General features: G+C 69.6%; 28 protein-coding genes. 9 read left to right on the top strand and 19 right to left on the bottom strand.

Annotated elements, in window-relative coordinates:
• Positions 1 to 10: 10 nt before the first annotated feature.
• The 3 genes from ACOCEP_RS28730 to ACOCEP_RS28720 form a co-directional block, all read right to left on the bottom strand.
• Positions 11 to 466 carry a flavodoxin family protein gene (locus ACOCEP_RS28730; RefSeq protein WP_482332181.1) on the bottom strand — a complete coding sequence of 152 codons (456 nt, stop codon included), beginning with the start codon at positions 464 to 466 and terminating at the stop codon, positions 11 to 13.
• 63 nt (positions 467 to 529) lie between these two features.
• Positions 530 to 1432 carry a serine hydrolase gene (locus ACOCEP_RS28725; protein ID WP_482332180.1) on the bottom strand — a complete coding sequence of 301 codons (903 nt, stop codon included), beginning with the start codon at positions 1430 to 1432 and terminating at the stop codon, positions 530 to 532.
• A complete protein-coding gene (locus tag ACOCEP_RS28720; RefSeq protein WP_482332179.1) occupies positions 1429 to 2310 on the bottom strand; it encodes a LysR family transcriptional regulator in 882 nt (293 codons plus the stop codon). Before ACOCEP_RS28720 ends, ACOCEP_RS28725 begins: the two co-directional genes overlap by 4 nt.
• Positions 2311 to 2385: 75 nt before the next feature.
• Between ACOCEP_RS28720 and bla the strand changes: the two genes are divergently transcribed.
• Positions 2386 to 3279: a class A beta-lactamase gene (gene bla, locus ACOCEP_RS28715; RefSeq protein ID WP_482332178.1), complete on the top strand. Its 894-nt coding sequence runs from the start codon at positions 2386 to 2388 to the stop codon at positions 3277 to 3279.
• A gap of 53 nt (positions 3280 to 3332) precedes the next feature.
• On the opposite strand, the gene ACOCEP_RS28710 is transcribed toward bla, so the two are convergent.
• The 3 genes from ACOCEP_RS28710 to ACOCEP_RS28700 form a co-directional block, all read right to left on the bottom strand.
• Positions 3333 to 5207 (bottom strand): Calx-beta domain-containing protein, encoded by a 1875-nt coding sequence (locus ACOCEP_RS28710; RefSeq protein WP_482332177.1) that lies wholly within the window; start codon positions 5205 to 5207, stop codon positions 3333 to 3335.
• A gap of 350 nt (positions 5208 to 5557) precedes the next feature.
• Positions 5558 to 6100: a hypothetical protein gene (locus ACOCEP_RS28705; protein WP_482332176.1), complete on the bottom strand. Its 543-nt coding sequence runs from the start codon at positions 6098 to 6100 to the stop codon at positions 5558 to 5560.
• A 103-nt stretch (positions 6101 to 6203) separates the two neighbouring features.
• Entirely contained in the window at positions 6204 to 6680 is a 477-nt protein-coding gene (locus ACOCEP_RS28700) for a MarR family winged helix-turn-helix transcriptional regulator (RefSeq protein ID WP_482332174.1), read from the bottom strand.
• A 92-nt stretch (positions 6681 to 6772) separates the two neighbouring features.
• Between ACOCEP_RS28700 and ACOCEP_RS28695 the strand changes: the two genes are divergently transcribed.
• Together ACOCEP_RS28695 and ACOCEP_RS28690 are read left to right on the top strand one after the other, a co-directional pair.
• Positions 6773 to 7198 (top strand): Rid family hydrolase, encoded by a 426-nt coding sequence (locus ACOCEP_RS28695; RefSeq protein ID WP_482332173.1) that lies wholly within the window; start codon positions 6773 to 6775, stop codon positions 7196 to 7198.
• A 75-nt stretch (positions 7199 to 7273) separates the two neighbouring features.
• Complete coding sequence (locus tag ACOCEP_RS28690) at positions 7274 to 7669, top strand: ATP-binding protein (protein WP_482332172.1); 396 nt, start codon at positions 7274 to 7276, stop codon at positions 7667 to 7669.
• Positions 7670 to 7672: 3 nt separating this feature from the next.
• Here the strand turns inward: ACOCEP_RS28690 and ACOCEP_RS28685 are convergent, their stop codons facing one another.
• The 4 genes from ACOCEP_RS28685 to ACOCEP_RS28670 all read right to left on the bottom strand — a co-directional run bounded on the left by ACOCEP_RS28685 (position 7673) and on the right by ACOCEP_RS28670 (position 10773).
• Positions 7673 to 8461 (bottom strand): alpha/beta fold hydrolase, encoded by a 789-nt coding sequence (locus ACOCEP_RS28685; RefSeq protein ID WP_482332171.1) that lies wholly within the window; start codon positions 8459 to 8461, stop codon positions 7673 to 7675.
• Positions 8458 to 8976 (bottom strand): PadR family transcriptional regulator, encoded by a 519-nt coding sequence (locus ACOCEP_RS28680; protein WP_482332170.1) that lies wholly within the window; start codon positions 8974 to 8976, stop codon positions 8458 to 8460. The genes ACOCEP_RS28685 and ACOCEP_RS28680 overlap by 4 nt, the downstream gene beginning before the upstream one ends.
• Before the next feature lie 118 nt (positions 8977 to 9094).
• Positions 9095 to 9853 (bottom strand): aminoglycoside adenylyltransferase domain-containing protein, encoded by a 759-nt coding sequence (locus ACOCEP_RS28675; protein ID WP_482332169.1) that lies wholly within the window; start codon positions 9851 to 9853, stop codon positions 9095 to 9097.
• Between the two features lie 17 nt (positions 9854 to 9870).
• Positions 9871 to 10773, bottom strand: coding sequence for an NmrA family NAD(P)-binding protein (locus ACOCEP_RS28670; protein ID WP_482332168.1), 903 nt, complete (start codon positions 10771 to 10773; stop codon positions 9871 to 9873).
• Between the two features lie 97 nt (positions 10774 to 10870).
• Between ACOCEP_RS28670 and ACOCEP_RS28665 the strand changes: the two genes are divergently transcribed.
• Positions 10871 to 11425, top strand: coding sequence for a TetR/AcrR family transcriptional regulator (locus tag ACOCEP_RS28665; RefSeq protein WP_482332167.1), 555 nt, complete (start codon positions 10871 to 10873; stop codon positions 11423 to 11425).
• A gap of 47 nt (positions 11426 to 11472) precedes the next feature.
• On the opposite strand, the gene ACOCEP_RS28660 is transcribed toward ACOCEP_RS28665, so the two are convergent.
• Positions 11473 to 15156, bottom strand: a complete 3684-nt coding sequence (locus tag ACOCEP_RS28660; RefSeq protein ID WP_482332165.1) for a CARDB domain-containing protein — start codon at positions 15154 to 15156, stop codon at positions 11473 to 11475.
• A gap of 269 nt (positions 15157 to 15425) precedes the next feature.
• Between ACOCEP_RS28660 and ACOCEP_RS28655 the strand changes: the two genes are divergently transcribed.
• From ACOCEP_RS28655 to ACOCEP_RS28640, 4 genes are all read left to right on the top strand, one after another.
• The gene (locus ACOCEP_RS28655; RefSeq protein ID WP_482332164.1) at positions 15426 to 15758 is read left to right on the top strand and encodes a hypothetical protein; all 333 of its coding nucleotides are present in this window, start codon (positions 15426 to 15428) and stop codon (positions 15756 to 15758) included.
• A 632-nt stretch (positions 15759 to 16390) separates the two neighbouring features.
• A complete protein-coding gene (locus ACOCEP_RS28650) occupies positions 16391 to 17044 on the top strand; it encodes a S1 family peptidase (protein WP_482332162.1) in 654 nt (217 codons plus the stop codon).
• 66 nt (positions 17045 to 17110) lie between these two features.
• Positions 17111 to 18109 carry a LuxR C-terminal-related transcriptional regulator gene (locus tag ACOCEP_RS28645; protein ID WP_482332161.1) on the top strand — a complete coding sequence of 333 codons (999 nt, stop codon included), beginning with the start codon at positions 17111 to 17113 and terminating at the stop codon, positions 18107 to 18109.
• A 189-nt stretch (positions 18110 to 18298) separates the two neighbouring features.
• On the top strand, positions 18299 to 18430 hold the full coding sequence (locus ACOCEP_RS28640) for a hypothetical protein (RefSeq protein ID WP_255432080.1): 132 nt from the start codon (positions 18299 to 18301) through the stop codon (positions 18428 to 18430).
• Here ACOCEP_RS28640 and ACOCEP_RS28635 read toward each other — a convergent pair.
• The 3 genes from ACOCEP_RS28635 to ACOCEP_RS28625 form a co-directional block, all read right to left on the bottom strand.
• Positions 18420 to 18650 (bottom strand): hypothetical protein, encoded by a 231-nt coding sequence (locus ACOCEP_RS28635; RefSeq protein ID WP_482332160.1) that lies wholly within the window; start codon positions 18648 to 18650, stop codon positions 18420 to 18422. The two genes, ACOCEP_RS28640 and ACOCEP_RS28635, sit on opposite strands and share 11 nt — an antisense overlap.
• Positions 18651 to 18706: 56 nt before the next feature.
• Entirely contained in the window at positions 18707 to 19459 is a 753-nt protein-coding gene (locus ACOCEP_RS28630; RefSeq protein ID WP_482332159.1) for a trypsin-like serine protease, read from the bottom strand.
• 74 nt (positions 19460 to 19533) lie between these two features.
• Entirely contained in the window at positions 19534 to 20502 is a 969-nt protein-coding gene (locus ACOCEP_RS28625; RefSeq protein ID WP_482332157.1) for a LysR family transcriptional regulator, read from the bottom strand.
• A 93-nt stretch (positions 20503 to 20595) separates the two neighbouring features.
• Between ACOCEP_RS28625 and ACOCEP_RS28620 the strand changes: the two genes are divergently transcribed.
• A complete protein-coding gene (locus tag ACOCEP_RS28620) occupies positions 20596 to 21558 on the top strand; it encodes a M64 family metallopeptidase (protein ID WP_482332156.1) in 963 nt (320 codons plus the stop codon).
• A 6-nt stretch (positions 21559 to 21564) separates the two neighbouring features.
• Here the strand turns inward: ACOCEP_RS28620 and ACOCEP_RS28615 are convergent, their stop codons facing one another.
• The 5 genes from ACOCEP_RS28615 to ACOCEP_RS28595 form a co-directional block, all read right to left on the bottom strand.
• The gene (locus tag ACOCEP_RS28615; RefSeq protein ID WP_482332155.1) at positions 21565 to 22023 is read right to left on the bottom strand and encodes an SRPBCC family protein; all 459 of its coding nucleotides are present in this window, start codon (positions 22021 to 22023) and stop codon (positions 21565 to 21567) included.
• A gap of 59 nt (positions 22024 to 22082) precedes the next feature.
• Positions 22083 to 22967, bottom strand: coding sequence for a helix-turn-helix domain-containing protein (locus ACOCEP_RS28610; RefSeq protein ID WP_482332154.1), 885 nt, complete (start codon positions 22965 to 22967; stop codon positions 22083 to 22085).
• A 10-nt stretch (positions 22968 to 22977) separates the two neighbouring features.
• Positions 22978 to 24033 (bottom strand): LLM class flavin-dependent oxidoreductase, encoded by a 1056-nt coding sequence (locus ACOCEP_RS28605; RefSeq protein WP_482332153.1) that lies wholly within the window; start codon positions 24031 to 24033, stop codon positions 22978 to 22980.
• A gap of 67 nt (positions 24034 to 24100) precedes the next feature.
• Positions 24101 to 24712 carry a SecDF P1 head subdomain-containing protein gene (locus ACOCEP_RS28600; RefSeq protein ID WP_482332152.1) on the bottom strand — a complete coding sequence of 204 codons (612 nt, stop codon included), beginning with the start codon at positions 24710 to 24712 and terminating at the stop codon, positions 24101 to 24103.
• Positions 24713 to 24770: 58 nt separating this feature from the next.
• Positions 24771 to 25652 (bottom strand): hypothetical protein, encoded by an 882-nt coding sequence (locus tag ACOCEP_RS28595; RefSeq protein WP_482332151.1) that lies wholly within the window; start codon positions 25650 to 25652, stop codon positions 24771 to 24773.
• Positions 25653 to 25654 lie beyond the last annotated feature (2 nt).

Below are 25654 nucleotides of genomic sequence, written 5' to 3'. Positions count from 1 at the left end.
ACGCGGCGCGTCACCCGCAGAGCCCCTCGGCGAACCGTCGCGCCGCTTCGAGATCGGCCGTACCGGGCCGGTTCCTGCCGATACCCCCGACGAGCCTGAACGGCAGCCAGGTGTCGAAACCCCGGCACGAGAACGTGCCCACCACCTCGAATCCCTTGCGACCGAGCGACCGTGCCAGCCCGCGGGTGTAGCGCCGGAACGGCGGTTCGGGCAACCCGCTGGTGGTGAACACGAACGCCTTGCTCCGCCACTTCGACGGCATCTCCTCGACGAAGCGCCGCAAGCGCGGATGGAAGTCCATGCCGAAGATCCCCGAGCCGAAACCCACGAGGTCACAGGATTCCAGGTCGGCCGGGTCTATCTCCTCCGGGCCGACGACGCGGGCGCCGAGAACCTCCGCCAGTGCGTCGGCGACCCTCGCCGTGTTGCCGTGGGACACCGAAACGCACACGATGACTACCTTCATGCCGATCCTCCACTTCGCCGGTTCTTCCCCCTTGAGAACCGGACAGGCGCGAAGAACGTGACATCACCCTTCGCGCAGGTGATCCCGCAGCGCCCGCGCCACGCGGGCCATCAGCACTTCGGCCTCCGGCTGGATCGCGGCGGGCACCCGGGATCCGGTCAGCGCGGCGATCGCGTACCGCCCGCCGTCGGCGTGTTCGACCACCCCGACCTCGTGCCGCAGGTTCAGCACCGTGCCGGTCTTCGACGACCATTTCGTGGCGTCGGAGACGAAATCGGGGCTCAGCCGCTGACGCAGCAGGTTCAGTCCCATGAGTTCACGCACCCGTGCCGCCACCTCTGCGTCCACTTTGGACGGTGTCCACAGCGCTTCGAGAAGGTTCGCGAACGCGCGGGCCGAACCGGAACTCGCGCGCGTGACGTCGAGCTGCGGAACGGGATGGCCTCGCCCGGCGGTGCCCGCGTTGATCGCGAGCGCGTGCGCGAGGTGGACGTCGGCCGGGGCGAACCGTTCGGCCGGCGTATCGCTGAGGTCCGCGGCCGGATGCCGCGCGGTGATCCCGGAAACACCCCATTCGCGTGTCATCCTGGTGACCTCGGCGGGCGGGGTCAGCGCGAAGAGCGCGTCCGCGGCGGTCTCGTCGCTGATGGCCATCGTCAGGTAGAGCAGGTCGTCGATCGCCACTCTGGCCGGATGCCGGAACCGCGTCAGCCCGGTCGGTCCCGGGGCGGTGGCCCGTCCAGGCTCGACGTCGATCGGCGCGGAGCCGTCCAGTTCGCCCCGGCGGATCCGCTCCAGGGTCGCCGCGGCGAGCGGGATCTTCACCAGCGAAGCGCTCGGGAACTCCAGATCCGGGTCGATGCCGATCTCGTGTCCGGTCCGCAGATCGCGCACGAGGAACGAACCGCGCAGGCCGCCGTCGTCCAGTTCGGCGCGCAGCCCGAGGAGCAGGGTCTCCGTGTTCATGTCGTCTCCTCCGCGCCGAGACACCGGGCGATGTCCGGCCACAATCGTGCCCGGAGCCGCTGCGTGTCCTCGCCGGGCCCCGCCGTGATCTCGAAGCCACGCGCGAGCCGGAGCTCGCCGATCGGCCGCCAGTTCAGGCCGAGGCCGGTGGCCTGGGCCGCCGAGCAGAGCAGCAGATCGTCCGAACCGAACACCGCCGCGGCGGCCGCGGTGAGCGCGTCGGCGACGGACACCTGCGCGGGCCGCAAACCCACCGAGTCACGGACGCGGAAGAGGCGATCCCGGATATGCGGCACGTCGTCCTCGGGCTGGATCCAGACCCGGCGGGGCGACCGGCCGGACCGGCCGACGCGCAGCGTTTCCAGGTGGAGGACGCTCGCCCGCGGCCTGCCCCCGCCCGCCAGCCCGAGCGGCACCGTCCAGGTGCCCTCTTCGGCGGGAACGGCCGTGAGCGCCGCGCGGACCTCCTGGGTGCGCACGAGTTCCGCCCGCTCCCCCGGCGGCGCCTGCCGGAACTCGAGGAAGACGTCCAGCGCTCGCGCCGCCGCGTCGAGTTCGGCGAGCTCGCGGACCGTGCAGGTGTCCGGCATCGCCAGCCGCATCGGCCGCAGCCTGGCTCGCTGCGCGTCGTGCTCCATCGCGTCGGCCAGCGCCACCAGCCGTTTCGCCGAAGGCAGCATGTCACGGCCGAACGGGGTGAGCACGGCGCGACGGATGGAGCGGTCGAACAGCCGCTCGCCGAAATGCCGTTCCAGCGCGGCGATCCGGCGGCTCGCCACCGGCTGCGGGATGCGCGCGATCGCGGCTCCCGCGGTGAAGGTCCCGGCTTCGCTCACGCTCACGAACGCCCGGCAGCTCCCGATCAGGTCCACGACCACATACTATGTCGATACTGCATGAAAGAGGTCGTTCGTGTCTTGGACAGCATGATCGGTGCCGGACAGACTGCGTGCATGTCCGTCACTTCTCGCCGCTGGGCCGCCCTGCTGGCGCTCTCGGTCGCTTCACTCGCCGCGTGTTCCACACCCGCCCCAGAGCCGCCGCCGGTCGCCGCTACTCCGGTCGCGGCGACCGGGCGCGCCGACTTCGAACAGCTCGAACGCGGCTATCGCGCCCGGCTCGGGGTGTACGCGGTGGACACCGCGACCGGCCGCGAGGTCGCCTTCCGCGCCGACGAGCGGTTCGCCTACGCCTCGACGCACAAGGTGTTCAGCGCCGGAGGTGTCCTGCAGCGGACACCGGTCGCCGAACTGGACCGCACGGTGACCTACGAGCGCGAGGACCTGGTCGTGAACTCGCCGGTCACGGAGAAACACGTGGCGACGGGAATGCCGCTGCGCGCCGTCATGGACGCGACCCTCCGGTACAGCGACAACACCGGCGGGAATCTGCTCTTCCGCGAACTCGGCGGCCCCGAAGGGCTCAACGCGGTGTTCCGCGGGATCGGCGACACCACGAGCCACGCCGACCGGATCGAACCCGCGCTCAACGACACGGCGCCCGGCGACGACCGGGACACCAGCACGCCCCGTGCCCTCGCCGTGAGCCTGCGCGCCTTCGCCTTCGGCGACGCCCTCCCCGAGGACAAGCGCAAGATCCTCGTCGACATGATGCGCGCCAACACCACCGGCGACCAGAACATCCGCGCCGGCGTGCCCGGCTGGGCGGTCGCGGACAAGACCGGAACGGCGGCTTACGGCACGCGCAACGACATCGGGGTCGTGTGGCCGCCGAACCGGGCGCCGATCGTCCTCTCGGTGCTGACCGACCGGGCCGAGAAGGACGCCGAGATCGACAACAAGCTCCTGGCCGACGCCACCGCGGCCGCGGTGAAGGCCCTTCCCTGAGCGAACCCGCCGGGACGGACGAGGTTCCGTCCGTCCCGGCGGGATTCAGCGGCTCAGCGACGGCAGGGGTTGCCGGCCGGATGCGCCGAGGTTCCGTGCACGTCGGCCTGGGACTCCGCGAGCACGATCTTCGCGAGCGCGGTGTCCAAGGCCACGGCCTGCTGCTTCACCACGCCGTTCGCCACGGTCTGGCCGTTGAGCTTCAGCGAACCGATGACCAGCGGGATGGTCAGCGGCGCCGAGCCCACGGTGATCGACTCACCGTTGATCTTCAGCGAGGCGACGTTCGAACTGCCCGCCAGTACAGGCGCGAGCCCGCCCGGAGACGGCTGACAGGTCGCGGTCGCCTGCGACTGGATCACGCCGAGTTCGACCGTCAGCCCGAGCGTGCTGATCACCGTCTTGTCGATCTTGGCCGACGCCAGCGCGCGATCGCCCGCGGCCGGGGCCGCCGACTGGTCGTCCGGCGTGAGATCCGTCGACGCGGTCAGCACCTTGGTGTCGACCTTGATGAGGCCGGCGTTGAGCGTCGCGGCGGCGACGGTGCTGCTGTCGTCGGCGCAAGGCAGGTTCGCCGGATTCGCCCGCGCCGCGGTCACCCCGAGGACGTTCGCCGCGGTGCCGGTGCAGGAGAAGACACCGTCACGGTCGTCGTCGACGATCGTGCCGACCCCGGCCGGGTCGAGGAGACCGGCGCCCGACGGGGCCGACAGGTTCACCGTGAACGTCTCGTTCGGCTCGTCGACGGTGTCCGGGTTGACCAGGACGGTCACCGGTCTGGTCGTCTGCCCCGGGGCGAACGTGACCGTCCCGCTCGCCGCCGCGTAGTCGGCGGGCGCGGACGCGGTGCCATTGGCGGTCGCGTACTGGACCGTCACCGGATTCGGGCTGGGGCCGCCGAGCAGCGACACCGTGAACGTGGCGGGCACCTGCGCACCGCCGGAGCCCTCACCGACGGTCACGTCGTTGATGCTCAGGCCGAGCACGCGCACGGTGGTGGTCTCGATGTATCCCCGCGAAGCCCCGTCGACCTGGTAGTCGACCACGCACTGATAGGTGCCGGGAGCGGCACCGGCCGCGGCCTTGATCGTCTCGGTGAACGTGGCGACCCCTCCACTGGCCACCTTGACGCTGCCCGGGTCGTTGGTGACGGTGAGCTGCGGATCGCAGCTGGTCACCTTCGGGGTCACCGTGACCTCGATGGCCTTGATGCCGTCGAGAATGGCCTGGGAGACCTGACCGGCCGGGACGTTGTTCAGCAGCACCCCGCCCGTGGCCGAGGTGATGGCGGAAGCCTGGCCCGTGGCGTCGAGGGCACCGACGTTGACGGCGACCACGCGGATCTTCGCCGCCTGCAGCGCCGCGATGGTCTGGGCCAGGGTGTGCCCGCCGCTCGGGTCGTGCGACGGCGCGTCGCCGAACCACGCGATGATGCGGGTGCCGTCCGGCCGGAACGAGACCGCGCCGGTGGCCAGCTGGTAGAGCGCGTTCAGGTTCGCCTCGGGCGTGTCCCCGCCGCCCGAGGCCGCCCACTGGTTGATCCCCGCCTGCACGGCGGTCGTGTCCCCCGTGATGCCCTGATTGACCTTGAACGGCACCGAGTCGGTGAAGTCCTTGTACTCGGCGACACCGAACTGGGCGGTCGGCTGTGCGGCGAGGACGTCACCGGTGATGGCGCCGGCGTTCGTCCGCACGTTGCCGATCGGCCCGCCCATGCTGCCGGTGGTGTCCGCGAGCAGGACGAGATCGGGGTTCGGCGGCACGGCCGAGGTCGTCACGTTCTTGGTCACGGTCGTGCTCTGCCCCGCGTTCAGCGTGAGGTCGAGCGTGGCCGGATCGACTCCCGGCGGAGCCGCGGCGGCGACCGCGGTGGAAGCGAGCATCGCCGAAACGGCGGCCAGGACGACGAGTGTTGGTCTTCGTGACATGGACTTCCCTTTCGAGACCCGGCCTGAGCCGGAATTCCTGTGGGCTCGGTGGAGAAGACGGAATGCTTCGCTTTTCGTTAGCGCGAGGGCCGGGCTTCACCCGGGCGCCGGTGTCAAGGCGCCCAACGGGCTGTTACCGCGAATCCGGGCTACGCGGACCAGGTCCGCATTACGCCGTCCAGCCGAAGGGTTTTCGGCATCTCTCACTCTCCAGCGTGAGAGGCGCCGGATATTTCGGCGTGCTCCGTGATCATTTCGCCGGGCGGAAATCTGATTTCATCGCCGAATCCGCACCGAATGTCGCAACGTCGCCCGCCGGTCGATACCGGAACGAGACCTCGTGCGCCCGGTCAGTAGACGCACTGGATGATCGCGTCGTCCAAGCGGACGTACTTCGCCGGCCCGCCGTTGTTGCCGTAGATCGGCTGGAGATAGACGGTACCCACGCCGTTCAGATCGAGACCGGCCAGTGTGATGAGCTGATAGCCCGCCCGGTCGTCGATCCACTTCACCGTCTGGGAGATTTTCCGCCAGCCATGGGGATCCCAGATCTCCAGGCCGATGTTCGCTCCACCACCGACCGGGTCGGCGTAAATCGCGGCGGCGCAATTCGATCGATTCGCCGGGAAGCCGGCGAGTGACTTCGGGGTCCTCATCGCCGACCAGCCGTGGTCCGCGAAGAGCCAGCCGTTGTTGTTACCGGTCCGCGCCACTCCCATGCCGATGTCGAACCAGGAATGCCCGTCACCGCCTTGAATTCCCCGCTCCCATACGCCGTGGGGGTTCGATTCGTAACCGTCGGACCATTGCACGATCCCGGCCTGCGCCGTTCCCGCGAGCCCCAGGAGCGCGATCGAAAGCGCCGACAGGACGGCGAGTGTTTTCTTGAACACGAGAGTTCCCCCTCTTCGTGTGAACTGAACCCAGTCAGGGGACCAGAGTCCGGAGCGCGGGCACAAGGTACCTTCGCGCGCACGATCGACCGCCTCGAAGTACCTAAGCGAGGTCGGCGGGCCGCGTCCGCAGTTTGGCGGCGATCCTGGCCAGTGCCCGCTGATCCTCCTCGGTCAAGGGATCGAGGACGAGCTCCCGCACCGATCGGACGTGCGTGGGCGCGGCCGCGACGACCACGTCGTAGCCGTCGCCGGTGAGCCTGGCGAGCGTGTACCGGCCGTCGGCGGGATCCGGTGTCCGCTCCACCCAGCCCCGCTGCTCGAAGCGTTTGACCACATTGGACAGACGTGAGAGTGAGCCGTTGGCGAGGTAGGCCAGCTCGCTCATCCGCAGCCGCCGGTCCGGGGCCTCCGAAATATGGCTGAGGGTCAGGTACTCGAACAGCGTCAGCCCGGCGTCGTGCTGCAGCGGCGACTCGAGCCGCCCCGGCAGCAGGAGGACGAGGGAGACCAGCCCGGTCCACGCCTCTTTTTCGGCAGGGTTCAGCCAGAGCGCTTCGTCGGGGTCCGGGGCGGCCATGGCGGAACCTTACCCAGAACCCGGCGACTTCACACGTGAAGTTAAATCGTGCTAGCTTGACTTCAAGCATGAAGTCAACGAAGGGATCCATCATGACCCAGCCGGAGTTCTTCGCCACGCCCGGCTACGGCGACCGGCAGCTGAAGGTGATGCGCTACAGCCAGGCGGTGCGCGTCGGCGATCGCGTCGAGATCTCGGGGCAAGGAGGCTGGGACGACGACCTGAACTTCCCCGAGTCGCTGGAGGAGGAGATCGTCAAGGCTTTCGAGAACGTCGAGCGGACGCTCGCCACGGCGGGCGCCACCTGGCGTGACGTCATCGCCGTGAACTCGTATCACGTTCCGGAGACCCCCGGTTTCCTCGGCGAGACCCACAACCGCGTGATGGTCGAGCAGTTCCGCGAGCACATGGGCGACCGCGCGCCGATCTGGACGGAGACCGGCGTCCCGGCCCTCGGCGCGCCGGGGATGCGGGTCGAGATCAGGGTCACCGCGATCGCCGGGAGTTCCCACGTGTGAATCCCGCGCCCGGTGGGTATCTCCCGACTGCGCCCATGCTCTTGGCCAAGCTGGGAAACCCGCTAAGGAGAACGCGTGGGTATCACGAGAACACGACAGGCTTACGAATTTCCCGCCGGCATCGCCCCGCCGCTCGGGGAGATCCGGGCCTGGCTGCGAGAGCGGCTGAGCGAGGTCGGCCGAGCGACCATCGCGGACACCGAACTGCTGACCACGGAACTGATCACCAACGCGCACGAACACGCGGACGGCGTCGCCGAGCTCAGGGTCTCCGTACCCTCCGGCCGGGACGTCGTCCGCGTCGAGGTCGACGACCACCGGCCGCGTCTGCGGCCGTACCGCGTGACCAAAGCGGACCCGGCGAGCCCCCGCGGGCGAGGACTGGCACTGGTCGAGGCGATCAGCGCCCGGTGGGGCGTGATCGCCGGCGCGGGACGCAAAACCGTGTGGGCGGAGATCCCGGTGCTCTGACTCTCAGCGTCGAGCCGCCGGCCGGTTCACCAGCCGCGAATCCACGGTTCCCCCGAGCCAGGCCCGAAGGACTCCGTTGAACAGTTCCGGGTCCTCCACGTTCCAGATGTGGTGCATTCCCGGCGCCAGCCGCGACCGCGCCTGGGGCGCGGCCCGCGCGATTTCCGAAAGCGAGCGTCGCACCGCGGCGGAATCCTTCTCCCCCGCTATCGCGAGCAGCGGCCCGGTGTAGCGGCGCACTTCCGCGGGCACCCCGCCCGCGCACACGTCGGCGGCCATCGCCGAAGCGGTTTCGCGGCGCACCGAGAGACCGTGCTCGACATACCGGACGCGGGCGTCCCCAGGGAGCCCGAAGACGGCCGCCTGGGCGCGCCAGTACCAGCGAGCTCGCGAGAACGCCGCCTGCAGCCCACAGTACAAGCGCATTCCGGGACCGGCGGGCAGGAGCGGCGCGCTCGTCAGGAACGCCGAACTCACCCGGTCCGGGTGCCGCGCCAGGACTCGCAACGCCGTGAGCGCGCCGAGGGAAAGCCCGACGAGATCGAACGGACCGTCGATACCATGCCCGGTCACTCTCGCGACGACGTCGTCCGCCACCGCGTCCAGCCCCGGCCAGTCCTCGCCGACCCGTTCGCCGAAGCCCGGCAGGTCCGGGGTGAGCACCGTCCGATCGTCGAAGGCGGAAAGTTGCGGCTCCCACATCCAGTTCGCGACGTTGCCGCCGTGCAGCAGCACCACCGGCCGCTCCGCCGTGGCCGTCGCGGCGGTGTGCACCTCGGGGAACGCGTTCACGCGAGCTCCTCTTCGAGCGAGTCGAGCCAGACCAGTTCGGTACGCAGGTGCGCGATCCCGTTGTCCAGTGTGGACAGTCGCAGGCGCGCCGCCCGGTCGGGCGTGCCCGCCTCCGCCCGCGTCCGTTCGAACCGCTCCAGTCGCGTCCGGGTCGCCTCGCGACGGACCGCCAGCAGGGAACGGAAGGCGTCGTCGTCGAGGTCCGCACCGAAGAACACCCGCGCGAGGAACGGATCGCGGTCGACCTGACGTTCGGGCTCACTCGCCAGCCATTCGGCGAGCGCCGTCCGCCCCGCGGCGGTGATGCGGTGCTCCTGCCGGTCCGGCGCCCCGGAGCCGGCCACCTTCTCGACCTCGGCGAGCCCGTCGGTGACGAGCCGGGCGAGGGTGCGATAGATCTGCGCCTTGTCCGCCGCCCAGAAATGCCCGACGGTCGACTCGAAATGGCGTTTGAGGTCGTAGCCGGTCATGGGTGCGAGGGCGAGCAACCCCAGGATGAGGCGGGAGAGAACCATGCCGCTAGTAGACTAGTCACCTATAGGACTTGTCAACTAGCGCGCGGCCGACTCGACCGAGAGCAGTGGGGTGCTCATCCATGATTCTTCCCGTGCGCGGCGTTACGCGGAGCACTGTTCAGCTTCGCCGGACGCCCCTCGCCCGGGTCGCGAGCGCACGCGCGAGCGAGGCCACCTCGGCCGAAAGTCCGGTCCAGTCATCGGAAGCCGTACCGAGGTAGCCCGCCCGCGCGCGCTCGAGCAAGGCGCGGCCTTCGCCGTCGAGAGCCGGCGCCAGGGTCTCCGCCGCGGCGTCCTTCGAGACGATGGCGCCCGTCTCGACGGTCAAGACGATGCGCGCGAGGGTGAGCAGGACATTGCGTTCGTCGCCTTCGATCTCGGACACCAGACCGGGGACGACGCCGAGCGCCGCGTCGCGGAGCGAGTCCCTTGGCACCGGATCGACGAGCTCCGCGAGCGCGGGACCGCGCAAGACGCGATGCGCCGCATGGGCCGTGGCCGCGAGGATCACGACGTCGGGATCCTCCGCAGGCCGGGGAAGACGGCCCTGGACGAAGTCCTCTCGCAGCCATTCCCCGTACTGGAAATCCCTGCGCGACGGCCTGTCCCCCGCCACGATCCCGGTCAGCTCGATCGGACGGCGGCCCGCCGCGCCGGGGAATCGGGCGGCGTGGCCACGCCATCCCGAAACCTCCAGCAGCAGGGACACCAGCGCGGCCCGGTCCGGCTCGCCGAGCGAGCGGCGGGTGACCAGCAGCAGATCGACGTCGCTGTCCGGTTTGAGCCCGCCCGCCGCGGCGGAACCGTAGAGGTACAACCCGAGGACGCCGCCGGGGTCCTCGCGGTCGAGATGGTCCAGCAGACGATCGACGCGCATGCCTCTACGATCACGCACTACGCAAGGTATTTCCGCGCCCAGTCGGCGAATCCGGTGAGCGGGAGACCGAATTCCCGCGCGTGGTCCGGACGCCCGGGCTGGCCGACCACGTTCAGCCACTCGTGCGAGGCACCCATCGGCGGCATCCCGGCGGCGACCGCCTGCTCGACGGTCATGTCCGGTGCCGCCAGCCGGACACCCAGCACCTCGGACAGGATTCCGGCGATCTCCGCCATGCTCAGGAAGTCGCTCGCCAGCTCCAGTTCGACACCGGTGAACCGCTCCGGTTCGGCGATGACCGCGGCGGCCGCGGCACCGATGTCGTCGACGGCCGCCAGCGAAAGGAACGTCGACGGCTTGATGACGCTCACCAGACCGCCGTCGACACCGCGCGGGAAGAGGAACTTCATCCCGGGCAGGAAGTTCTCCATGAAGAAACCCGGCTTGAGCAGGGTCCACCAGGGAAATCCGGCTTCACGGAGCCGGTCTTGGATCGCGGCCTTGGCACCCAGCGTCGGTTCCATCGACGTCCAGCGCCCTTCGGCCCAACCGTCCGCCTCGACGTGGCGGCCGGCACCCGAAACGGAGGTGTGCACGAACTGCGGCACCCCGGCCGCCTTGGCGCCCTCGATGAGATTGACGCCTTGAGTCACCTCGCCGGCGAAGTCGAATCCGTCGGCGCTGATACCCGGCATCTGCACCGAGAAGACGGCACGCGCCCCCTTCGCCGCCCGGATCACGGAATCGACGTCGTGGAGATCGCCGACGACGAGTTCGGCACCGAGCGCTTCGACGGCTTTCGCCCTGGCCGGGTCGCGCACCAGCGCGCGGACGGGAACACCGGCCGCGAGCAGGGCACGCGCGGTCGCACCGCCCTGCCTGCCGGTGGCGCCGGTGACCAAAACGGGTGCTGAGGACATGGGAACTCCTTCGGTCGACTAAGTGGCGGGGCCCGCCACTTATCGTCCGCTACAATATGGCGGGGCCCGCCACTTACGCAAACTCCGAGGTGAAGACATGTCCGACGGCCTGCGTGCCGACGCACGGCGCAACTACGCGCGGATCCTCGCCGTGGCCGAGGAGGAGGTCGCGGCCCACGGCTCCGGGGCCTCCCTGGAGCAGATCGCGCGGACCGCCAACGTCGGCTCGGCGACCGTCCGGCGCCACTTCCCCACCCGCCGGGCCCTGCTGGAGGCCGTTTCCGCGAACCGGATCGCGGCACTGTGCGCCCGGGCCGCCGAACTGACCGCCGAGGACGACAGCCGCGAGGCGCTCCTGACCTGGCTCGACGAGGTGGTCGCCTACTGCGTCTCCGCCCGTGGCCTGGCCGCCGCGCTCTCTTACGACGGCCCCACGCACGAGAACTCGTGTTCCGCCGCCATCGAGGAAGCCGGGGATCCGCTCCTGCGGCGAGCCGCGCGGGACGGCGTGGTGGCGCCGGAGGTCACCGTCGCCGATCTCATCACGCTGATCGTCGGCATCGTCCTGGCCACCGAGCAGCACCCGGATCCCGCCGCACAGGCGGACCGGCTGTTCCGGCTGGCCGTGGCGGGAGTGACCGCCCGGACGTGAAAGGGGCCGGAACGGTCTCCCGCTCCGGCCCCGAAACACTTTCCGGCCTACCGCGTGCCGCGGCGGCCCGCCGAGACCACCGCCGGCACCGGACCGCCGTTGATCACGAACTGCGACCCCGGCTCACGGACGACGTCACCGTTCGCGGAGTCGGTGATCGTCACGTTCGTCAAGGTCGCGCTGCCGCGGGCGCCGCTCATCGCGAGAATGCCCGCGCCGTTGTTCGACTTGTCGATCTTGACGTTCGTGAGGGACGCGGTCACGACGCCGCCACCGGTCTTGAACTGGACACCGTCGTAGGTCGAATCGTGGATCTCCGTATCCCGCAGCACGACCCCGGGAATGTCCTTGCCCTGCGCGAAGAACGTGATCGCGCCGAACTCCTGCTGCTCGCCCCAGAACACGCCGCCGCAGCGGTACAGGGCGTTGTTCGCGATGAGCGTCTCCCCGGAGAACGGCAGCGGATCGTGATCCGTCGCCAGCATGATGCCCGGGTAGTTCATCGTGTCGTGGACGACGTTGTTCTCGATCTTGTTCCCGTAGCCGCCGTAGATCGCGATCCCGTTGGCACGCCACGGGAGCTGGATCGTGTTGTTGGCGAACACGTTGTCGTGCGCGATGTCCTGCGACGGATCCTTCACGTACTGGTTCGCCCACACCGCGAGCGCATCGTCACCGGTGGTACGGAACGACGAGTTGAACACCTTCGAGTTACGGGTGCCGTTGGTGAAGTTGATGCCGTCGGCATAGGTGTTCCGGATCCGCATCCCGCTGAACTCGAGGCCGTCGCCCGGGCCCCAGAGCGCCGGGACGTTGCTGTGGTCGCGGCCGACCCACGCGCCGACGTTGGCGTGCTCGATCCACACGTTCGTGATCTTCGTGCCGGTGCCGAACCGGCCGTTGAGGCCGACTCCGCCTTCCGCGCCGCCGTCCCCGCCGCGGATCCGCCCGGAACCGAAGATGGCGATGTCGGAGATCTGCGTGTTCTTGTCGATGTCGAACCCGAAGTTGCCCTCGTGCGGATGGTTGATGCCGCCCGCATTCTGCGGCTCGATCAGCGAATACAGCTGCGAATGCCACATGCCGGCGCCGCGGATCGTCACGTTGGAGATGCCGACCTGGTTGTACTGGCCGCCGCCGTTGGGCACGTTCGGGTCGTCGGTCAGGATCTTCTTTTCCTGCCGCCACTGCCCCGCCGGGATCCAGACACAGGCGATCACGCCGTTCTGGTCGTCGGTGACCGCGCGCTGGATCGCCGCCGAGTCGTCGTTCCCGTCGTTCGGCACGGCGCCGTATTCCGTGATCGACACGCAGTTCGCGGGCTTGGCCGACGCCGGGGCGACCTCTTCCAGATCGACGAGGTCGACGATGTAGAACGCCGCGTCGTCACCACTGTCCCGCTGCAGCTTGAATTTCGTACCCGGCGGGTACGACCGGGACAGCAGGGCGTGCGACTCGTCGAACAGCCGTCGCGCGTTGGGCTGCGGGGTGTTGGTCAGGCCTTCGGGATCGTCGGTGCTGCCGTAGAGCCAGCTGTGCTTGGACGACAACGTGAGCTTCTGCGCGAAGGTCCCGTTGACGTACAGGCTGAGCGTCGCGTCCCGCCCGCCGCCACCGGGGGCGTCGGGGATGGAGTTGCGCACGACGATCGAGTTCGCCTGGTTCGCCGACGTGAACTCCACGTACTGCCCTTGATCCGCCAGCCGCACGGATTTGCGGCCCGAGGATTCGGTCGCGAAGTTCGTGTGGCCGAACGTGCGAAGCGGGTCGGCTTCCAGCAGTTGTCCTTGGTACTGCGCGGCTTCCGCCTCGTATTCGACGTACGGGACCGCCGCGCCGCGGCCCACGACGATCGCCCGCGAGAGGCTGTTGTTGGACTCGTTGGTCTCCGTGACCGTGCCGTCCGCGTCGGCCGTCGCGGTGAGGGTCGCGCCACCGTCGGCGGCGGTCCACGTGCCCGAGATCGCGACGTTCGCGGTGGCACCAGCCTCGATCGCGCCCGTGGTGCCGGTCAGTGTGGTGCCGCCGACGGCCAGCCGCGTCACCGAAGTGCCCGCGGCGCTCGTGCCGCGGTTGTGCACCGCGACGGTGAAGGACACCGCCGAACCGGCCGCAGGATTGGGCGGATTCGAGGTGATGCCGGTGACCTGGAGGTCGGGCCCCGGCGACTGGGCGACGACCAGCGGTGTCGGCGAGGTGTAGGTGTTGTTGGTTTCGTCCTGTTCGGCCACCTTGGCCGCCGGGTCGGCGGCGGCGGCGACGGTGTAGGTCCCCTGTGGACGCGTTCCCGCGTCGACGGTCACCGTGGCGGATTCGCCGGCGGCGAGCGCCCGGACCGCCGCGTCGCCGACGACGGTGCCGCCGAGGCTGACGTTCACGGTGGTGGCGGCCGCGTTCGCGGTTCCGGTGTTCTTCACCGTCGCCGACACGGCGAGCCTGCTGGTCTCCGTCGGGTTCGACGGCGTCCAGGTCGTGCCGGTGACGACGAGGTCCGGGTTCGGCGCGGGCGTGCCGATCACCTGGAATTCCGCGACCTGGCCGCCGGGGGCACCGGAGTTGGCGAAGAACTGGAGGCGCACCTCCGAAGCGCGGCCGCTGACCGGGACGACCACGGAGTTCTGGTTGGTGGCCGGGTCGAAGCGGTGGTCGGCTCGCGCCGACAGCGCGGTGAACGCGGTGGAACCCTGCGCCCGGCCGAGTACCTCGAAGCTCTGTGTCCGCGCGCCCCAGATCGTGTCCGGGTCGAGCTTCACCACGACCGAGTCGACGTCCGCGTCGACCCCGAGCTTCACCGTCAGCGCGTTCGGATGACCCGCCGCGGATTCCCAGTACGTGGCGGTGTCGTTGTCGTTGGCGTTGGCCGCGACGAAGGAATGGACGGTCGACGTGGCCTCGATCGGCTTGCCCGCCGCCAGGTTCGCGCCCGCGCTCGTCCCGGAGCGCACGACGTGGTTGCTGTCACCGGACTCGTTGCCCGCCGCGTCCTTGGCCCGCACGAAGTACTCGACCCGCGTTCCCGTGGGCCTGGATTCGGTGAACGTGGTGCCGGTGATCGTCGTGATCGGCGTCCCGTCGCGATAGACGGTGTAGCCGGAGACGCCGACGTTGTCCGCCGACGGCGACCAGGTCAGCCGGATCTGACCGGCGGAGGGCTCGGTCAGCGCCAGATTCGCCGGCGCGCTCGGCGCCTGCGTGTCGCCGGTGTCCGGTCCGAACAGCTCGAATTCCGAAAGCTGCGCGGCCGGCCACCGCGAGTTCGCGGTGACCTGCAGCCGCACGTAGCGGGCCGACGTGGCCATCGGGATGGTGACGGTGTTGGTGCCGGGAGCGAACGCGTAGGCGGTCGGCGCGGCGAGGTCGGTGAACGCCGTGCCGTCGGTGCTTCCGCGCACGGCCAGCGTCTGGGTGCGGGATTCCCAGCCGGCGGGCAGTTTCAGCACGATCCGCGAGAGCGATTTCGCCGTGCCGAGATCGGCCTGGATCCATTGCGGGAACGCGTTGTTGGCGGATTCCCAGTAGCTCTCCTGGTTTCCGTCGACGGCGTTCGCGACGGGATAACCGGGCAACGCGCTGCTCGCCGACACCGTACGCGTCAACGGCACTTCGGCGAGCGCGGCCGGGACGGGGTCGGGTGGTGGCCCGCTCGCGGCGGAAGCGAGGGAGAGTCCGGCGACGGAAAGCCCCGAGACCAGGAGACCGGCGATGAGCCGGGACAGGCGCATACGTGTCATGGCGTCTTCTCTTCTTTGAGACGGCGGGGAGGGAGCCAGAGCCGTACGAGCATGCAACAACTCGGAGACGAAATGCAAGAAGTAGACATGTTTCAGAAATTTTGCGACTGTCTTAGCGCTGCGCTTAGCTGACCACTGCCAACGCACTCCGCTTACGCACGTTCGCCAAATCTCGCCTTCCCTTGCTCCCTGCACCATCGACTATTCCGCTTGTCCGGTGTACAGCTGTACACTGAGCGCAGTGCCAGCCGCGTGGAGGTCGATCCCTGATGGACGTGACGAAAACGCTGAGGTCCGCGCTCACCGGGACGACGAACGAGTCGCGATCCGCGGTCCGGGAGCTGCGACGCGAGACCGAAGACCTGGTGGCGCGCCGCGCGGGCCGGACGGCGAACCGGCTGACCGAACTGGGCGAGCGGCTCGCCGATCTGGTCCTGGTCTCCGGCAGCAGGCTCGCGGGCCTCGCCGAGCGGCACAGCGTGCCCGCGGGCGAGGGGGTGCGCCGGGAGGCCGGTCGGATCGGCGAATCGGTCGAGCGGTTGTCCGTCACGCTGTCGGAGCGGACGATCCTCCTCGCCGAGGAATTGCTACGACGCCGATGACCGCGAAGTAGCTCGTGGTCCGTGAAGGAAGCCTTCACGGACTCGCCGATCGCCATCCGCGGCCTCAGCGATAACACCAGTCTCAGCAGCCACAGCGGCAGCGCGTGAAGGCCTCCTTCCCTCGGCTCAGCCGAGGAAACTCGACCTTCACACCTTCCCCAGTACGTGAAGGCCCCCTTCATTGCGTCTAGCGCAGTGAAGGGGGCCTTCACGTACTGCAGCTGCGAGCGAGCGTGGCAGTGGCATGGTGAGGCGCAGCTCGTGAGTGGCGATTCGGCTTAGAACCCGAAACGCCACTCACGAGCCCCGCACCAACCAGCGCCTATACGACTTAGCCGGGACCCTGAACCTGAAGGTAGTGAAGGGGCCTTCACGGACTTCACCGATCAGCAGGCCACGAAGGCCCCCATGACACATCGGTGCCATCGGCACTCTCATGCCGAAAACCCAGGTCCGGTGCCGCCCAGCGCGGTCTTCTCCCGTCTTTAGTCGCTATCTACCGCCGTATCCGCCTGCCTAGCATGAGAAACCGATTTCGGATCCGGCCGGGCGATCCCTGGCTATCCGTCGCGGCCGAAAACGGGTGACCCGTCGATTCCTTTCCCCGATTTCCCTGCATTGGAAGGCACCCCATGCGCATCCGAGGTCTCCTCACCACCCTGCTGTGCGCGGCCGGGCTCACGGCGGTCGCGCCCGCCGCCGTCGCGGCCCCCATCATCGACGGCGAGTACGCCCGGTCCGGCCCGTGGGCGGCCATGATCGAACAGAACGGACAGCAGTGGTGCTCCGGTTCGATCATCGGCGCCCGCTGGGTGCTCACCGCCGAGCACTGCGTCGACGAACCCGGCGCCGACTACTCCGTCCGGGTGGGCGACGTCGACCACCGTGCCGGAACGTACGCCGTGGTCACCGGCATCCACACTCCGTCCAGCGGTGCCGACATCGCGCTGCTGCGGCTCGACCGCTCGGTGAGCGCGACCTACGCGTCCCTCGGCACTTCCGTCGCCGTCGGCGACACCGAGCACGTTTACGGCTGGGGCTACAACGAAGACGGTGACCTGCAGCGCTACCTCAAGGTCGCCCGGATGACGGTCGCCAGTGTCGGGAATGGACTGATCAAGGCCCGGCGCGGCGACGGGCTGACGAACGGCGGGGACTCGGGCGGCCCGGTCTTCGTCGGCGGCAAGCAGGTCGGCGTGCACATCGCCGGCAACAAGGTGGACACCTCGACGCACACCAGCATCTCGGCGAACCGCACCTGGATCCGCGACACCTCGGGCGTCTAGGTTTCGGCGGACCGGTCCGGGAGCGGTGGCCTCACCGCTCCCGGACCGCTGAGAGGCAGGTGGAAAGTGGCATCGACGATTCCCCCGGACGGGCTCGGCGCGCAGCTGACCAGGCTGGGCCTCGGCGAGACCGCCGGCCGGATCTACCGGCGGATGCTCGAAAGCGCCCCCGTCACCGCCGGGGAGCTGGCATGGCGGGAGGGTGACGCGGAGACCGTTCAGCTGGCGTTGAAGGAACTGGCCGACGCGGGGCTCGCGGTGTCGTCCGGAGTGGACGGGTCCGAGTACCTCCCCGCCAACCCCAGCGAAGCGCTCACGGCATTGACCACGCGACGGCAGGCCGAACTGCACGACGCGCGCCTCGCGGTCCAGACCGCGTACCGCGCCTTCCGGCGGGCGCATTCGGGCATGCCGGACGCGCAGGACCTGCTCGAAGTGGTCACCGGCGACGCCATCATCCCCCGGCTTCAGCACCTCGCGACGACGGTGCGGCATCAGGTGCGCCGCCTCGACTCCCCGCCGTATTTCACCGGCGGCCGCCGGAATCTCCTGGAGGAGGAGCAGCTACGGCGCGGGATCACCTACCGCTGTGTCTACAGTGGAGCGTCGCTCGGCGATCCCGGCTATCTCGCCGCGAACATCCTGCCGTGCCTGCGGGCCGGCGAACGGGCCCGGCTGCTGCCCGAGCTCCCGGTGAAGCTGACGCTGTTCGACGACCGTGCGGCGACCATCGCGCTGACCATCCGCGAGGCGGATCGCAACCAGTCCATCGTCATCGTGCGTCCCTGCAGTCTCTTCTCCGCACTGGAAGGACTGTTCGAAACCTCCTGGGCGGCCGCCCTCCCGCTGGACCGGCACGGGCGGACGGCCGAACAGCCGATCCGGCCGGTCGAACGGGAGCTGCTGCTCCTGCTCGCCGCCGGGCGCAAGGACGACGAGATCGCCGCCGAGCTCGGTGTCAGCAGGCGGACCCTGTTCCGCTATCTCGAGAACCTGATGGACCGCGCGGGCGTGTCCAGCCGGTTCCAGCTGGGAGTCTTCGCCGCGCACAACGACTGGCTCTGAGACCACCCGCGTTCAGTCCTCTCGAGGCGAAAGTAGGCACTATGAACAATCGCATCTAGAGGACTAAACGCGAGTACCAGAGCCGACGACTCCGGTACCCCTCACCCGGCCGGGGTCACCCGGATGGACCCTCCCCGCTGCGCCGAACGCGCCGGCGGCGGATGGTGAGCTGGGAAGGAGGGCGGAATCATGGGGAATCACCGACACCACACCGGCACCGCGTCGCTCCGGATCGCCACCGCCGGCCTGCGGGTGATCGCGGTCGTCGTCGCGGTCGCGGCCTGCGCGTGGCTCGCGCTCTGGCTCGCGTTCACCCTCTGAGTCCCGCCGGCCCCGGCTGGGCTTCCGGCGGGCTCTCGGGCTCCGGGATCGGGCGGTCCGGCCCCGGATCGGGGACCCGTTCCGGCACCCCGGGATCCGGGACCGGTTCCGGCTTGCCCGGGTCCGGCACCGGTTCGGGAATCCCCGGATCGGGCACGCCGGGGTCCGGCGGCATGGGGTTCGGCGGCGCCGGAGGCGCGGTCATTCGAGTACTCGTCATCGCACTACCTCCTTGCCCACGCCACTACCCGGTCCGCCGCCGGACGAAACGGCCCGTTAGCCCGTATGGGTGGCGATCCAGTCCGCGATGACGTCCGCGCGCGAGGTCGTCTCGATCCCGGCGTGCGGGCAATCCGGCCCGGTGGCCTCCAGCGAGACCAAGGCGCCGCTCTTGCCTCCCGGGACGAAGTACGGCGCGCCGGAGTCGTACGTGCAGGCGCTGGTCGTGATCGAGGGCGCCGCGCCGCGGACACCGATCGTCGTCGGGGCGACGGTCGCCACCTGGACCGTGCCTTGCTGCATCCGGGTGGCCGGAGCGGGGTTCTTGGCGGTCAGGCTGCCCCAGCCCGCCAGCGTGAGCTGCTGGCCGATCTTCGGGAGCACCCGGTTCACCGTCAGCGGCGTCACCGTCGTCACCGGGGTGTCCAGTTTGATCAGCGCGACGTCGTTTTCCTTCGCCTGCACCACTTCGGTCGCCTTGCGGGCCACACCTGATTCGATCGCCTCGTCGACGAGGCCCAACGTCACCGTCGTCGGATACGGCACCTTGCCCGCGACACGCTTGCGGTGCGCGTCGTGGAAGCAGTGCCCGGTGGTGACGACCCAGCCGGGCGCGATCAGCGCACCCGTGCAGTAGCTGCTGTAGGTCGAGCCGTCCGGGCGTGGGATCTTCGTCATCGCGATCTTCGCGACGAACCCGAACTGCCCTGGTGGGACATCGGTGCCGTGGGCGACGTCCGGCGCGGCGAGCGCGGCCGGAGCGGTGGTGATGGTCAGGACAGCAGCGGCCAGCAGGGCGCGCAGACGCAATTTCTTACCCTTCGTCGATGAGGTGATCCGAGGCTAAGACCCCTGCGCGACAAGGGGAATTCCCCGACCAGGTGTCACCCGATGGCACGCCGGGGCGATTGTTCGCGACGTTCGAGCCACCGCCGATAGGGGTGACTGCTCTCGGTGTCGGACCGGTAGGCCGCTTCGGCCGCGGTGATCAGGACGTCGCTGTCCGCACCGAAGGCACCTTCCCTGCTCCAGGCGATCAGGTACCGCATCCACAACGGATCTCCCGCGAGGGGCAGGATCGCGATCCCGGGCGAGGAGGGAAAAGTGACCTGGCACGGGGAAACCGCCCGGCCCGCGGCGATCAGGCGTTGCAGGGGCCGCAACTCGGTGCTCCGGTGCGCGACCTGTGGCCGGAATCCGGCCTGGGCACAGGCTTCCTCGAAGCACTCCGGCCAGCCGGCACCGTCGGACGGCCCGAGCACCCACCGTTCCCCGGCCAGGTCGGCGAGGTCTATCTCGGCGAGGCGGGCGGCCGGATGGTCCGCGGCGATCGCCACGAACACCGGTTGCCTTGCCAGCGACCGAGACGCCACGCCGGGGGCCGACGGCAGGACGTGCCCGGGATAGTCGGCGACCACGGCGGCGTCGAGGTGCCCACCGGCCACGAGATCCAGCAATCGCAAGGGTGAGAACTCGGTGGTCACCGAAACCGCTTGCCCTCGGCCGGAATCGCCGAGCCGGTCCGCCAGCTCGACGACCATCGAACCGCCGATCCCACCCAGCGCGACAGGACGTTTTTCGCCGTCCGCCAGGAAACGCGCCGCGTCCCGGTGCATCGTGTCCGTCGCGGCGAGGACGGCGCGGGCGCGGACGAGCACGTGTTCACCGAACGCCGTCGGGAAGACCCCGTCCCGCCCCCGGACGAACAACGCTCCCCCGAACGCGCGCTCGATCCGTTGCAGGGCGGCGGTCAACGCGGGCTGGGTGGTCCCGATCCCGATCGCCGCGCGCGTGATGCTGCCCGCGTCGGCGACGGCGCACACCACTCGCAGGTGACGTAACTCGACGTCCATCACGCGGACCTTATGGCCACTTGGGATGTGCCGGAAGCCGTCGAAAGTCGGGATCGTTTTTCGTACTCCCCTCCCTCCCCGCAAGGAGTACGCATGCGACGCGCCTGCCTGATGGTCGCGCTGACCGCCGCTCTCGTCGCCGGATTCGTTCCCGCGACGGCGTCCGCGGCGCCCGGATTCACGACGTCGATGGAGGCCTTCGAACCAGGCGGGACCATCACCCGGGTGGACGTCACCCGGCCCGCTTCGGACCGGACCGCCGCGCCGCAACGGATCGCCGGTGCCGCCGCGGTGACCCCGATCGAAACCAACGGCCCGAGCGAGACCACGTTCGACCTGGTCTTCGTCGGTGACGGCTACACCTCGGCCCAGCTGGGCACCTACTCACGGCACGTCCGCTCCAGTATCGCCGCGCTGTTCGCCATCGAGCCGTACAAGAGCCACCGCAAGCAGTTCAACCTCTGGCAGGTCGACGTGGTGTCCCCGCAGTCCGGGATCACCAACGACCCGACGCAGGGCATCCGGCGCAACACCGCGCTGGGTTCGTACTTCTGGTGCGGCGGCATCGAACGGCTGTTGTGCGTCAACGAAACCAAGGCGAACCAGTACGCCGCCGCCGCGCCGGACGTCGATCAGGTCATCATGCTGGCGAACACCACGAAGTACGGCGGGGCCGGTGGCGGCGTCGCGACCTCGTCGGGCGGCAACATCCAGGCCAGCCAGATCGTCGCCCACGAGCTCGGGCACTCCATCGGCGGGCTCGCCGACGAATACGACTACGGCACCTGCGACGCCCGCGAACCCCGGGAGCCCAACGCTTCCGCGCTCACCGCCCAGCAGATGAAGGACCGCCGCGCCAAGTGGTACGCCTGGCTCGGCAAACCCTCCCCGGACGGCGGCACGGTCGGCGTCTTCGAGGGATCCCGCTACTGCAAGACCGGGATGTACCGCCCCAGCGTGAACTCACTCATGCGCACGCTCGGGCAGCCCTTCAACCCACCGAGCACCGAAGCGATGATCGCGGGCTTCCACCGCGAAGCCGCTCATCGACACTGATTCCCGTCATGGCCGCTTGGCCGGGCCGCCGGCGTGTTCGGCGAGCCCGGTCGCCATATCGCGCATGAAGCGGCGGAGGTACCAGCGGAAGATCCACGCGTTGCCCTTGCCGACGCGATACGTTCCGTGCCAGCGGATCCGGGTCCCGCCACCGGGCGTTTCGCACAGATCGACCGATGCCCGGTAGTCGAGCATGACCGGGACGTCCACGCCCTCGTAGGCGAACCGCCGCTCGGGGTCGAGGGCGGTGATCCGTTCCTTGGTGACCGTCTTGCCGGTCCGGAAGGCACGCACCGCGCCGACGGTGTCCCGACCGTCGGCGGAAAGTCCTTGCGACGCGGCGACTTCCAGTGCACCCACCCGTGACCAGACCGGCCAGCTGCGGGCGTCCAGCAACAGTGCCCACACCTCGCCGGGTGGCGCGGATGATTCGGCGGTGACGTCGTACGACTGCGTTCCACTCACAAGGCTCACCCTAGGAACGGCCGGGCGGGGCCACCATGCGCCGGATTGCGGGACGGCGATCAGGAATTGCGGTACTCCGACGGACGCGTTCCGGTGTGTTTCAGGAAAGCGGCCGACAGGGCGCCCGGAGTGGCGAACCCGCATCTGCCCGCGATCCGGGCGATCGGGAGGTCGGTGTCGCGCAGCAGCCTGCGCGCTTCCTCCATCCGCAGTCCACCGAGAAACCGGTGCGGGGTCTGGCCGGTCTTTTCCTTGAATACCCGGATGAAGTGGTAGACGCTCAGATGCGCTTCCCCGGCGATTTCGGCGACGCTGAGCGGTTCGGCGAGCCGTTCACGCATCATCGCCACCGCGGCGCGGACCCGGTGGTCCTCCTGGCCGGCGCCGGGCGGCTCCGGCTTCCGTGCGTGGCGGGTGAGCAGGTGCACGGCGAGGAAGGCGGCCGCGGATTCGGCGTAGAGGTCGTCCTCCTCCCCGGCGTTCCCGACCGCGCGGACCAGCTCTTCGAGCAGCGGGTCTCCCCCGGCGACGGACGCGGCCATCGCCTCGTGGTCCACCGCGCGGCCACCCAGCCGCGCGGCCACCGACTCCACCGTGGTGCCCGGTATGTGCACCTGCAGGCTCCGCATCGCTTCGTCACCGCGGTAGCGGCGCCGCACGGGCATGCCGGGAACAGCGAGTTCCAGCCGTCCCCAGGGCCGGCGGTCCCACCGGCCCTCGCCGCGGGTCTCCAGCACCGCCCGCCCCGAAAGCGGAAGGACCAGATGCAGATCCGCGACGCCGGGCAGCCGCATGTCCTCGGCGACGGGAACGTGGTCGAAACGCTGGACGAGCAGCGACTCCCAGCCGGAATCCTCCCAGCTGCAATACGTCCGCCGGACGTAGCGGGACATGTCGAAACCGGTGTAGGGCTGAAGGTCGAATCGCTCGGAATCGAACACCACGTCTTCGAGGCTAGCCGAGCAGCTCCTTCACGCGCGGGACGACCTGCTCGCCGTAAAGCCGGATCGAGTTCAGGCGCTGCTCGTGCGGAAGCGCGCCGACGCTGTATTTGAGCTGGAAACGCGACAGGCCAAGGGTCCGCACCGCCCACGCGATCTTCTGCGCGACGGTCTCCGGCGAGCCGACGAACAGCGCGCCACGCGGCCCGGCCATGGCGTCGTAGTCGGCCCTGGACATCGGGCCCCAGCCTCGTTCGGCGCCGATCTTGGCGAACGCGGCCTGGTGGTGCGAGAAGTGCTGGGCGACGGCGAGTTCATCGGTCTCGGCGACGTGGCCGGGGCTGTGCATCGAGATCGGCAGTTCCTGGTGTCCCGCCTCCTTCACCGCGCGCCGGTACAGGTCCGCGAGCGGGGCGAACCGTTCCGGCGAGCCGCCGATGACGGCCATCACCAGCGGCAGGCCGTACGCGGCCGCGCGGACGACCGACTGCGGGGTGCCGCCGACGCCGACCCAGGCGGGCAGACTGCCCGATTCGGTGACCGGGAAGGCCTGCGCGCCCTCCAGTGCCGGGCGGACGGTCCCGGACCAGTCGACGGGCTTCTCCCCTTGCAAGTGCGTGAACAGGTCGAGTTTCTCGGCGAAGAGCGCTTCGTAGTCCTCCAGCGAGTAGCCGAACAACGGGAACGACTCGGTGAACGAGCCCCGGCCGAGCGTGACCTCAGCGCGTCCGCGGGAAACGGCGTCCAGCGTGGCGAACCGCTCGTACACGCGCACCGGGTCGTCCGAGCTGAGCACCGTGACCGCCGTGCCCAGCCGGATCCGCTCGGTCCGGCCCGCGATCGCGGCCAGCACGACGTCCGGCGAGGACACCGCCATCTCGGCGCGGTGATGTTCGCCGACGCCGAAGTAGTCCACGCCCACCTGGTCGGCGAGGACGCCCTCGACCACGACCTGGCGGATGGCCTCCGCCTGGCTCACCGGCTGGCCGTCCGTGCCGTTCTCGACGTCGCCGAACGTGTCCAGGCCGAAGGTCGGCCGTTGCGGGGTGCCCAGGATCTCGTAACCCATGTCCAACTCCTCAAGTAGTTGAACGCTCAAACGTTGGATCCGGTGATCGTATTCCGGGGTGGGTGAGTCAGGCGCCGGCGATGTCCCGCGCCAGTTGACGGGCGTCGTCCATGGTGAACTTGCCGGTGATCTGGGTTTCCCCGCCGGTGATGGCGGACTGGATCATCGGCGCGGTCAGCACCCGGCTCTTCAGCACCATCGCGACCTGCTTGCCGACGTTCCCCGCGGTCCAGTCGGCCCACGTCCGCGCGCCCGCGTCGGTGAAGCTGAGCCCGACGAGCGGGCCGCCCGACCGCGAATCGAGCCTGGCGTTCGCCCGGCTGAGATCGGCCCCGGTGAGGAACGCCGGGCCGAGCAGGTAGCGGGTGCCCTGCACCCGGTCACAGCTGATCAGCGGGAGCGCCGGATCGTCACGGCCGTCCAGCGGATCAGATCCCTCCGAGCAGTCCAGTGCGGCGGCCGCGGCCTGCTGCTCGGCGGGATCGGTGCTCTGCCGGTTGGTCGCCGCGCCGGTCGCCGGACCAGGCGGGAACTCCGTCAGGACCGGGCGGAACCGCAGCCGCGACCCGTCCTTGATCGCGAAACTGTCACCTTCGGGTTCGGCTTGACCGGAAACCCCGCCCTGACATCCGGTGACACCGACCAGGACGAGGGCGACCGCTACGAGGAAGTTCCGCACGGAGACATTCTGCCGTGTTCGGCACCCGCGTGCGGGTGAAACGGCACGGTTCCTCCGGTCAGTCCACCGCGACCGTGATCGCCGCCGTGTGCACCCGCCCGCCGTGGGAGAACTCGAGGAACAGCCGGTATTCCCCGCGCTCCGAGAACAGCGAGTGGAAGGTCAGCTCACCGTCGACGAGCGCCGCGCCCGGCGGCTGCACCGGATGCAGATGCGTGGCCGACAACAGCATGGTGTGGAATCCGGTCATATGGCCGTTGGCGCCCAGGTGCGGGTCGACCGCGGTGACGAGCGCGCCGTCGGGGCCCCGGATGGCGAAACGGAGAACCTGCGCCCGCATCGCCGGGATCCGGGCCTCCCCGTCCACCCGCGCCACGCGGTATCCCGTGGACGTCACGGTGCCGCCCGCCGGAGCGGGCACGGGAACGAAGGTGGTGTCGCCCGGCACGGTGAACGGGACACCGAGCACCACAGGATGCTTCGGATCCTTCGTGTCGAGCGGGACGAACTCGGCGAACATCCGGTAGGCGCCGCCGTCGGCCAGCGCGAGGCTCGTCCGCCAGGTGTCCCCGTCCAGCGTCGGGTGTACGTGCTGGAAGACGTTCATGTCGTCACGGACGGCGAAGAAGTGCATCTGTTTGGTCTGGTTGTCCAGGAACCGGGTGACCGGCCGACCGTCGGGCCCGAGGATCCGGAACGCGACCGGCACCTCGGACCCACGGACGGCGGGCGTCGTCACTCGCTCGAACCGGTAGCCGCTCTCCGCCTCCGACAGCCCGTCGCTGTGCGCGGCGGGAAGCAGATCCGCCGTCACGACGGGCTGCTGGTGGACGGAGTGCGCGGAACCGGGTGTCGGCCGGAGCGCGACGGACACCGCGGCCGCGCCGATCACCAGGGCCAGCGCGAGGAACAACCAATCCGTGAACCGGGGCTTGCGCACGC

The sequence above is a fragment of the Amycolatopsis sp. CA-211722 genome (assembly GCF_056828465.1).
Note: the sequence above shows the minus strand (reverse complement) of the source record. Positions and strands in the feature narration are given on the sequence as shown.

Excerpts from the sequence above, each read along its gene's own strand:
- ACOCEP_RS28730 (WP_482332181.1), bottom strand. The coding sequence starts at position 466 with ATGAAGGTAGTCATCGTGTGCGTTTCGGTGTCCCACGGCAACACGGCG.
- ACOCEP_RS28725 (WP_482332180.1), bottom strand. The coding sequence starts at position 1,432 with ATGAACACGGAGACCCTGCTCCTCGGGCTGCGCGCCGAACTGGACGAC.
- bla (WP_482332178.1), top strand. The coding sequence starts at position 2,386 with ATGTCCGTCACTTCTCGCCGCTGGGCCGCCCTGCTGGCGCTCTCGGTC.
- ACOCEP_RS28710 (WP_482332177.1), bottom strand. The coding sequence starts at position 5,207 with ATGTCACGAAGACCAACACTCGTCGTCCTGGCCGCCGTTTCGGCGATG.
- ACOCEP_RS28700 (WP_482332174.1), bottom strand. The coding sequence starts at position 6,680 with ATGGCCGCCCCGGACCCCGACGAAGCGCTCTGGCTGAACCCTGCCGAA.
- ACOCEP_RS28695 (WP_482332173.1), top strand. The coding sequence starts at position 6,773 with ATGACCCAGCCGGAGTTCTTCGCCACGCCCGGCTACGGCGACCGGCAG.
- ACOCEP_RS28680 (WP_482332170.1), bottom strand. The coding sequence starts at position 8,976 with ATGGTTCTCTCCCGCCTCATCCTGGGGTTGCTCGCCCTCGCACCCATG.
- ACOCEP_RS28675 (WP_482332169.1), bottom strand. The coding sequence starts at position 9,853 with ATGCGCGTCGATCGTCTGCTGGACCATCTCGACCGCGAGGACCCCGGC.
- ACOCEP_RS28670 (WP_482332168.1), bottom strand. The coding sequence starts at position 10,773 with ATGTCCTCAGCACCCGTTTTGGTCACCGGCGCCACCGGCAGGCAGGGC.
- ACOCEP_RS28665 (WP_482332167.1), top strand. The coding sequence starts at position 10,871 with ATGTCCGACGGCCTGCGTGCCGACGCACGGCGCAACTACGCGCGGATC.
- ACOCEP_RS28660 (WP_482332165.1), bottom strand. The coding sequence starts at position 15,156 with ATGACACGTATGCGCCTGTCCCGGCTCATCGCCGGTCTCCTGGTCTCG.
- ACOCEP_RS28655 (WP_482332164.1), top strand. The coding sequence starts at position 15,426 with ATGGACGTGACGAAAACGCTGAGGTCCGCGCTCACCGGGACGACGAAC.
- ACOCEP_RS28650 (WP_482332162.1), top strand. The coding sequence starts at position 16,391 with ATGCGCATCCGAGGTCTCCTCACCACCCTGCTGTGCGCGGCCGGGCTC.
- ACOCEP_RS28640 (WP_255432080.1), top strand. The coding sequence starts at position 18,299 with ATGGGGAATCACCGACACCACACCGGCACCGCGTCGCTCCGGATCGCC.
- ACOCEP_RS28635 (WP_482332160.1), bottom strand. The coding sequence starts at position 18,650 with ATGACGAGTACTCGAATGACCGCGCCTCCGGCGCCGCCGAACCCCATG.
- ACOCEP_RS28625 (WP_482332157.1), bottom strand. The coding sequence starts at position 20,502 with ATGGACGTCGAGTTACGTCACCTGCGAGTGGTGTGCGCCGTCGCCGAC.
- ACOCEP_RS28620 (WP_482332156.1), top strand. The coding sequence starts at position 20,596 with ATGCGACGCGCCTGCCTGATGGTCGCGCTGACCGCCGCTCTCGTCGCC.
- ACOCEP_RS28605 (WP_482332153.1), bottom strand. The coding sequence starts at position 24,033 with ATGGGTTACGAGATCCTGGGCACCCCGCAACGGCCGACCTTCGGCCTG.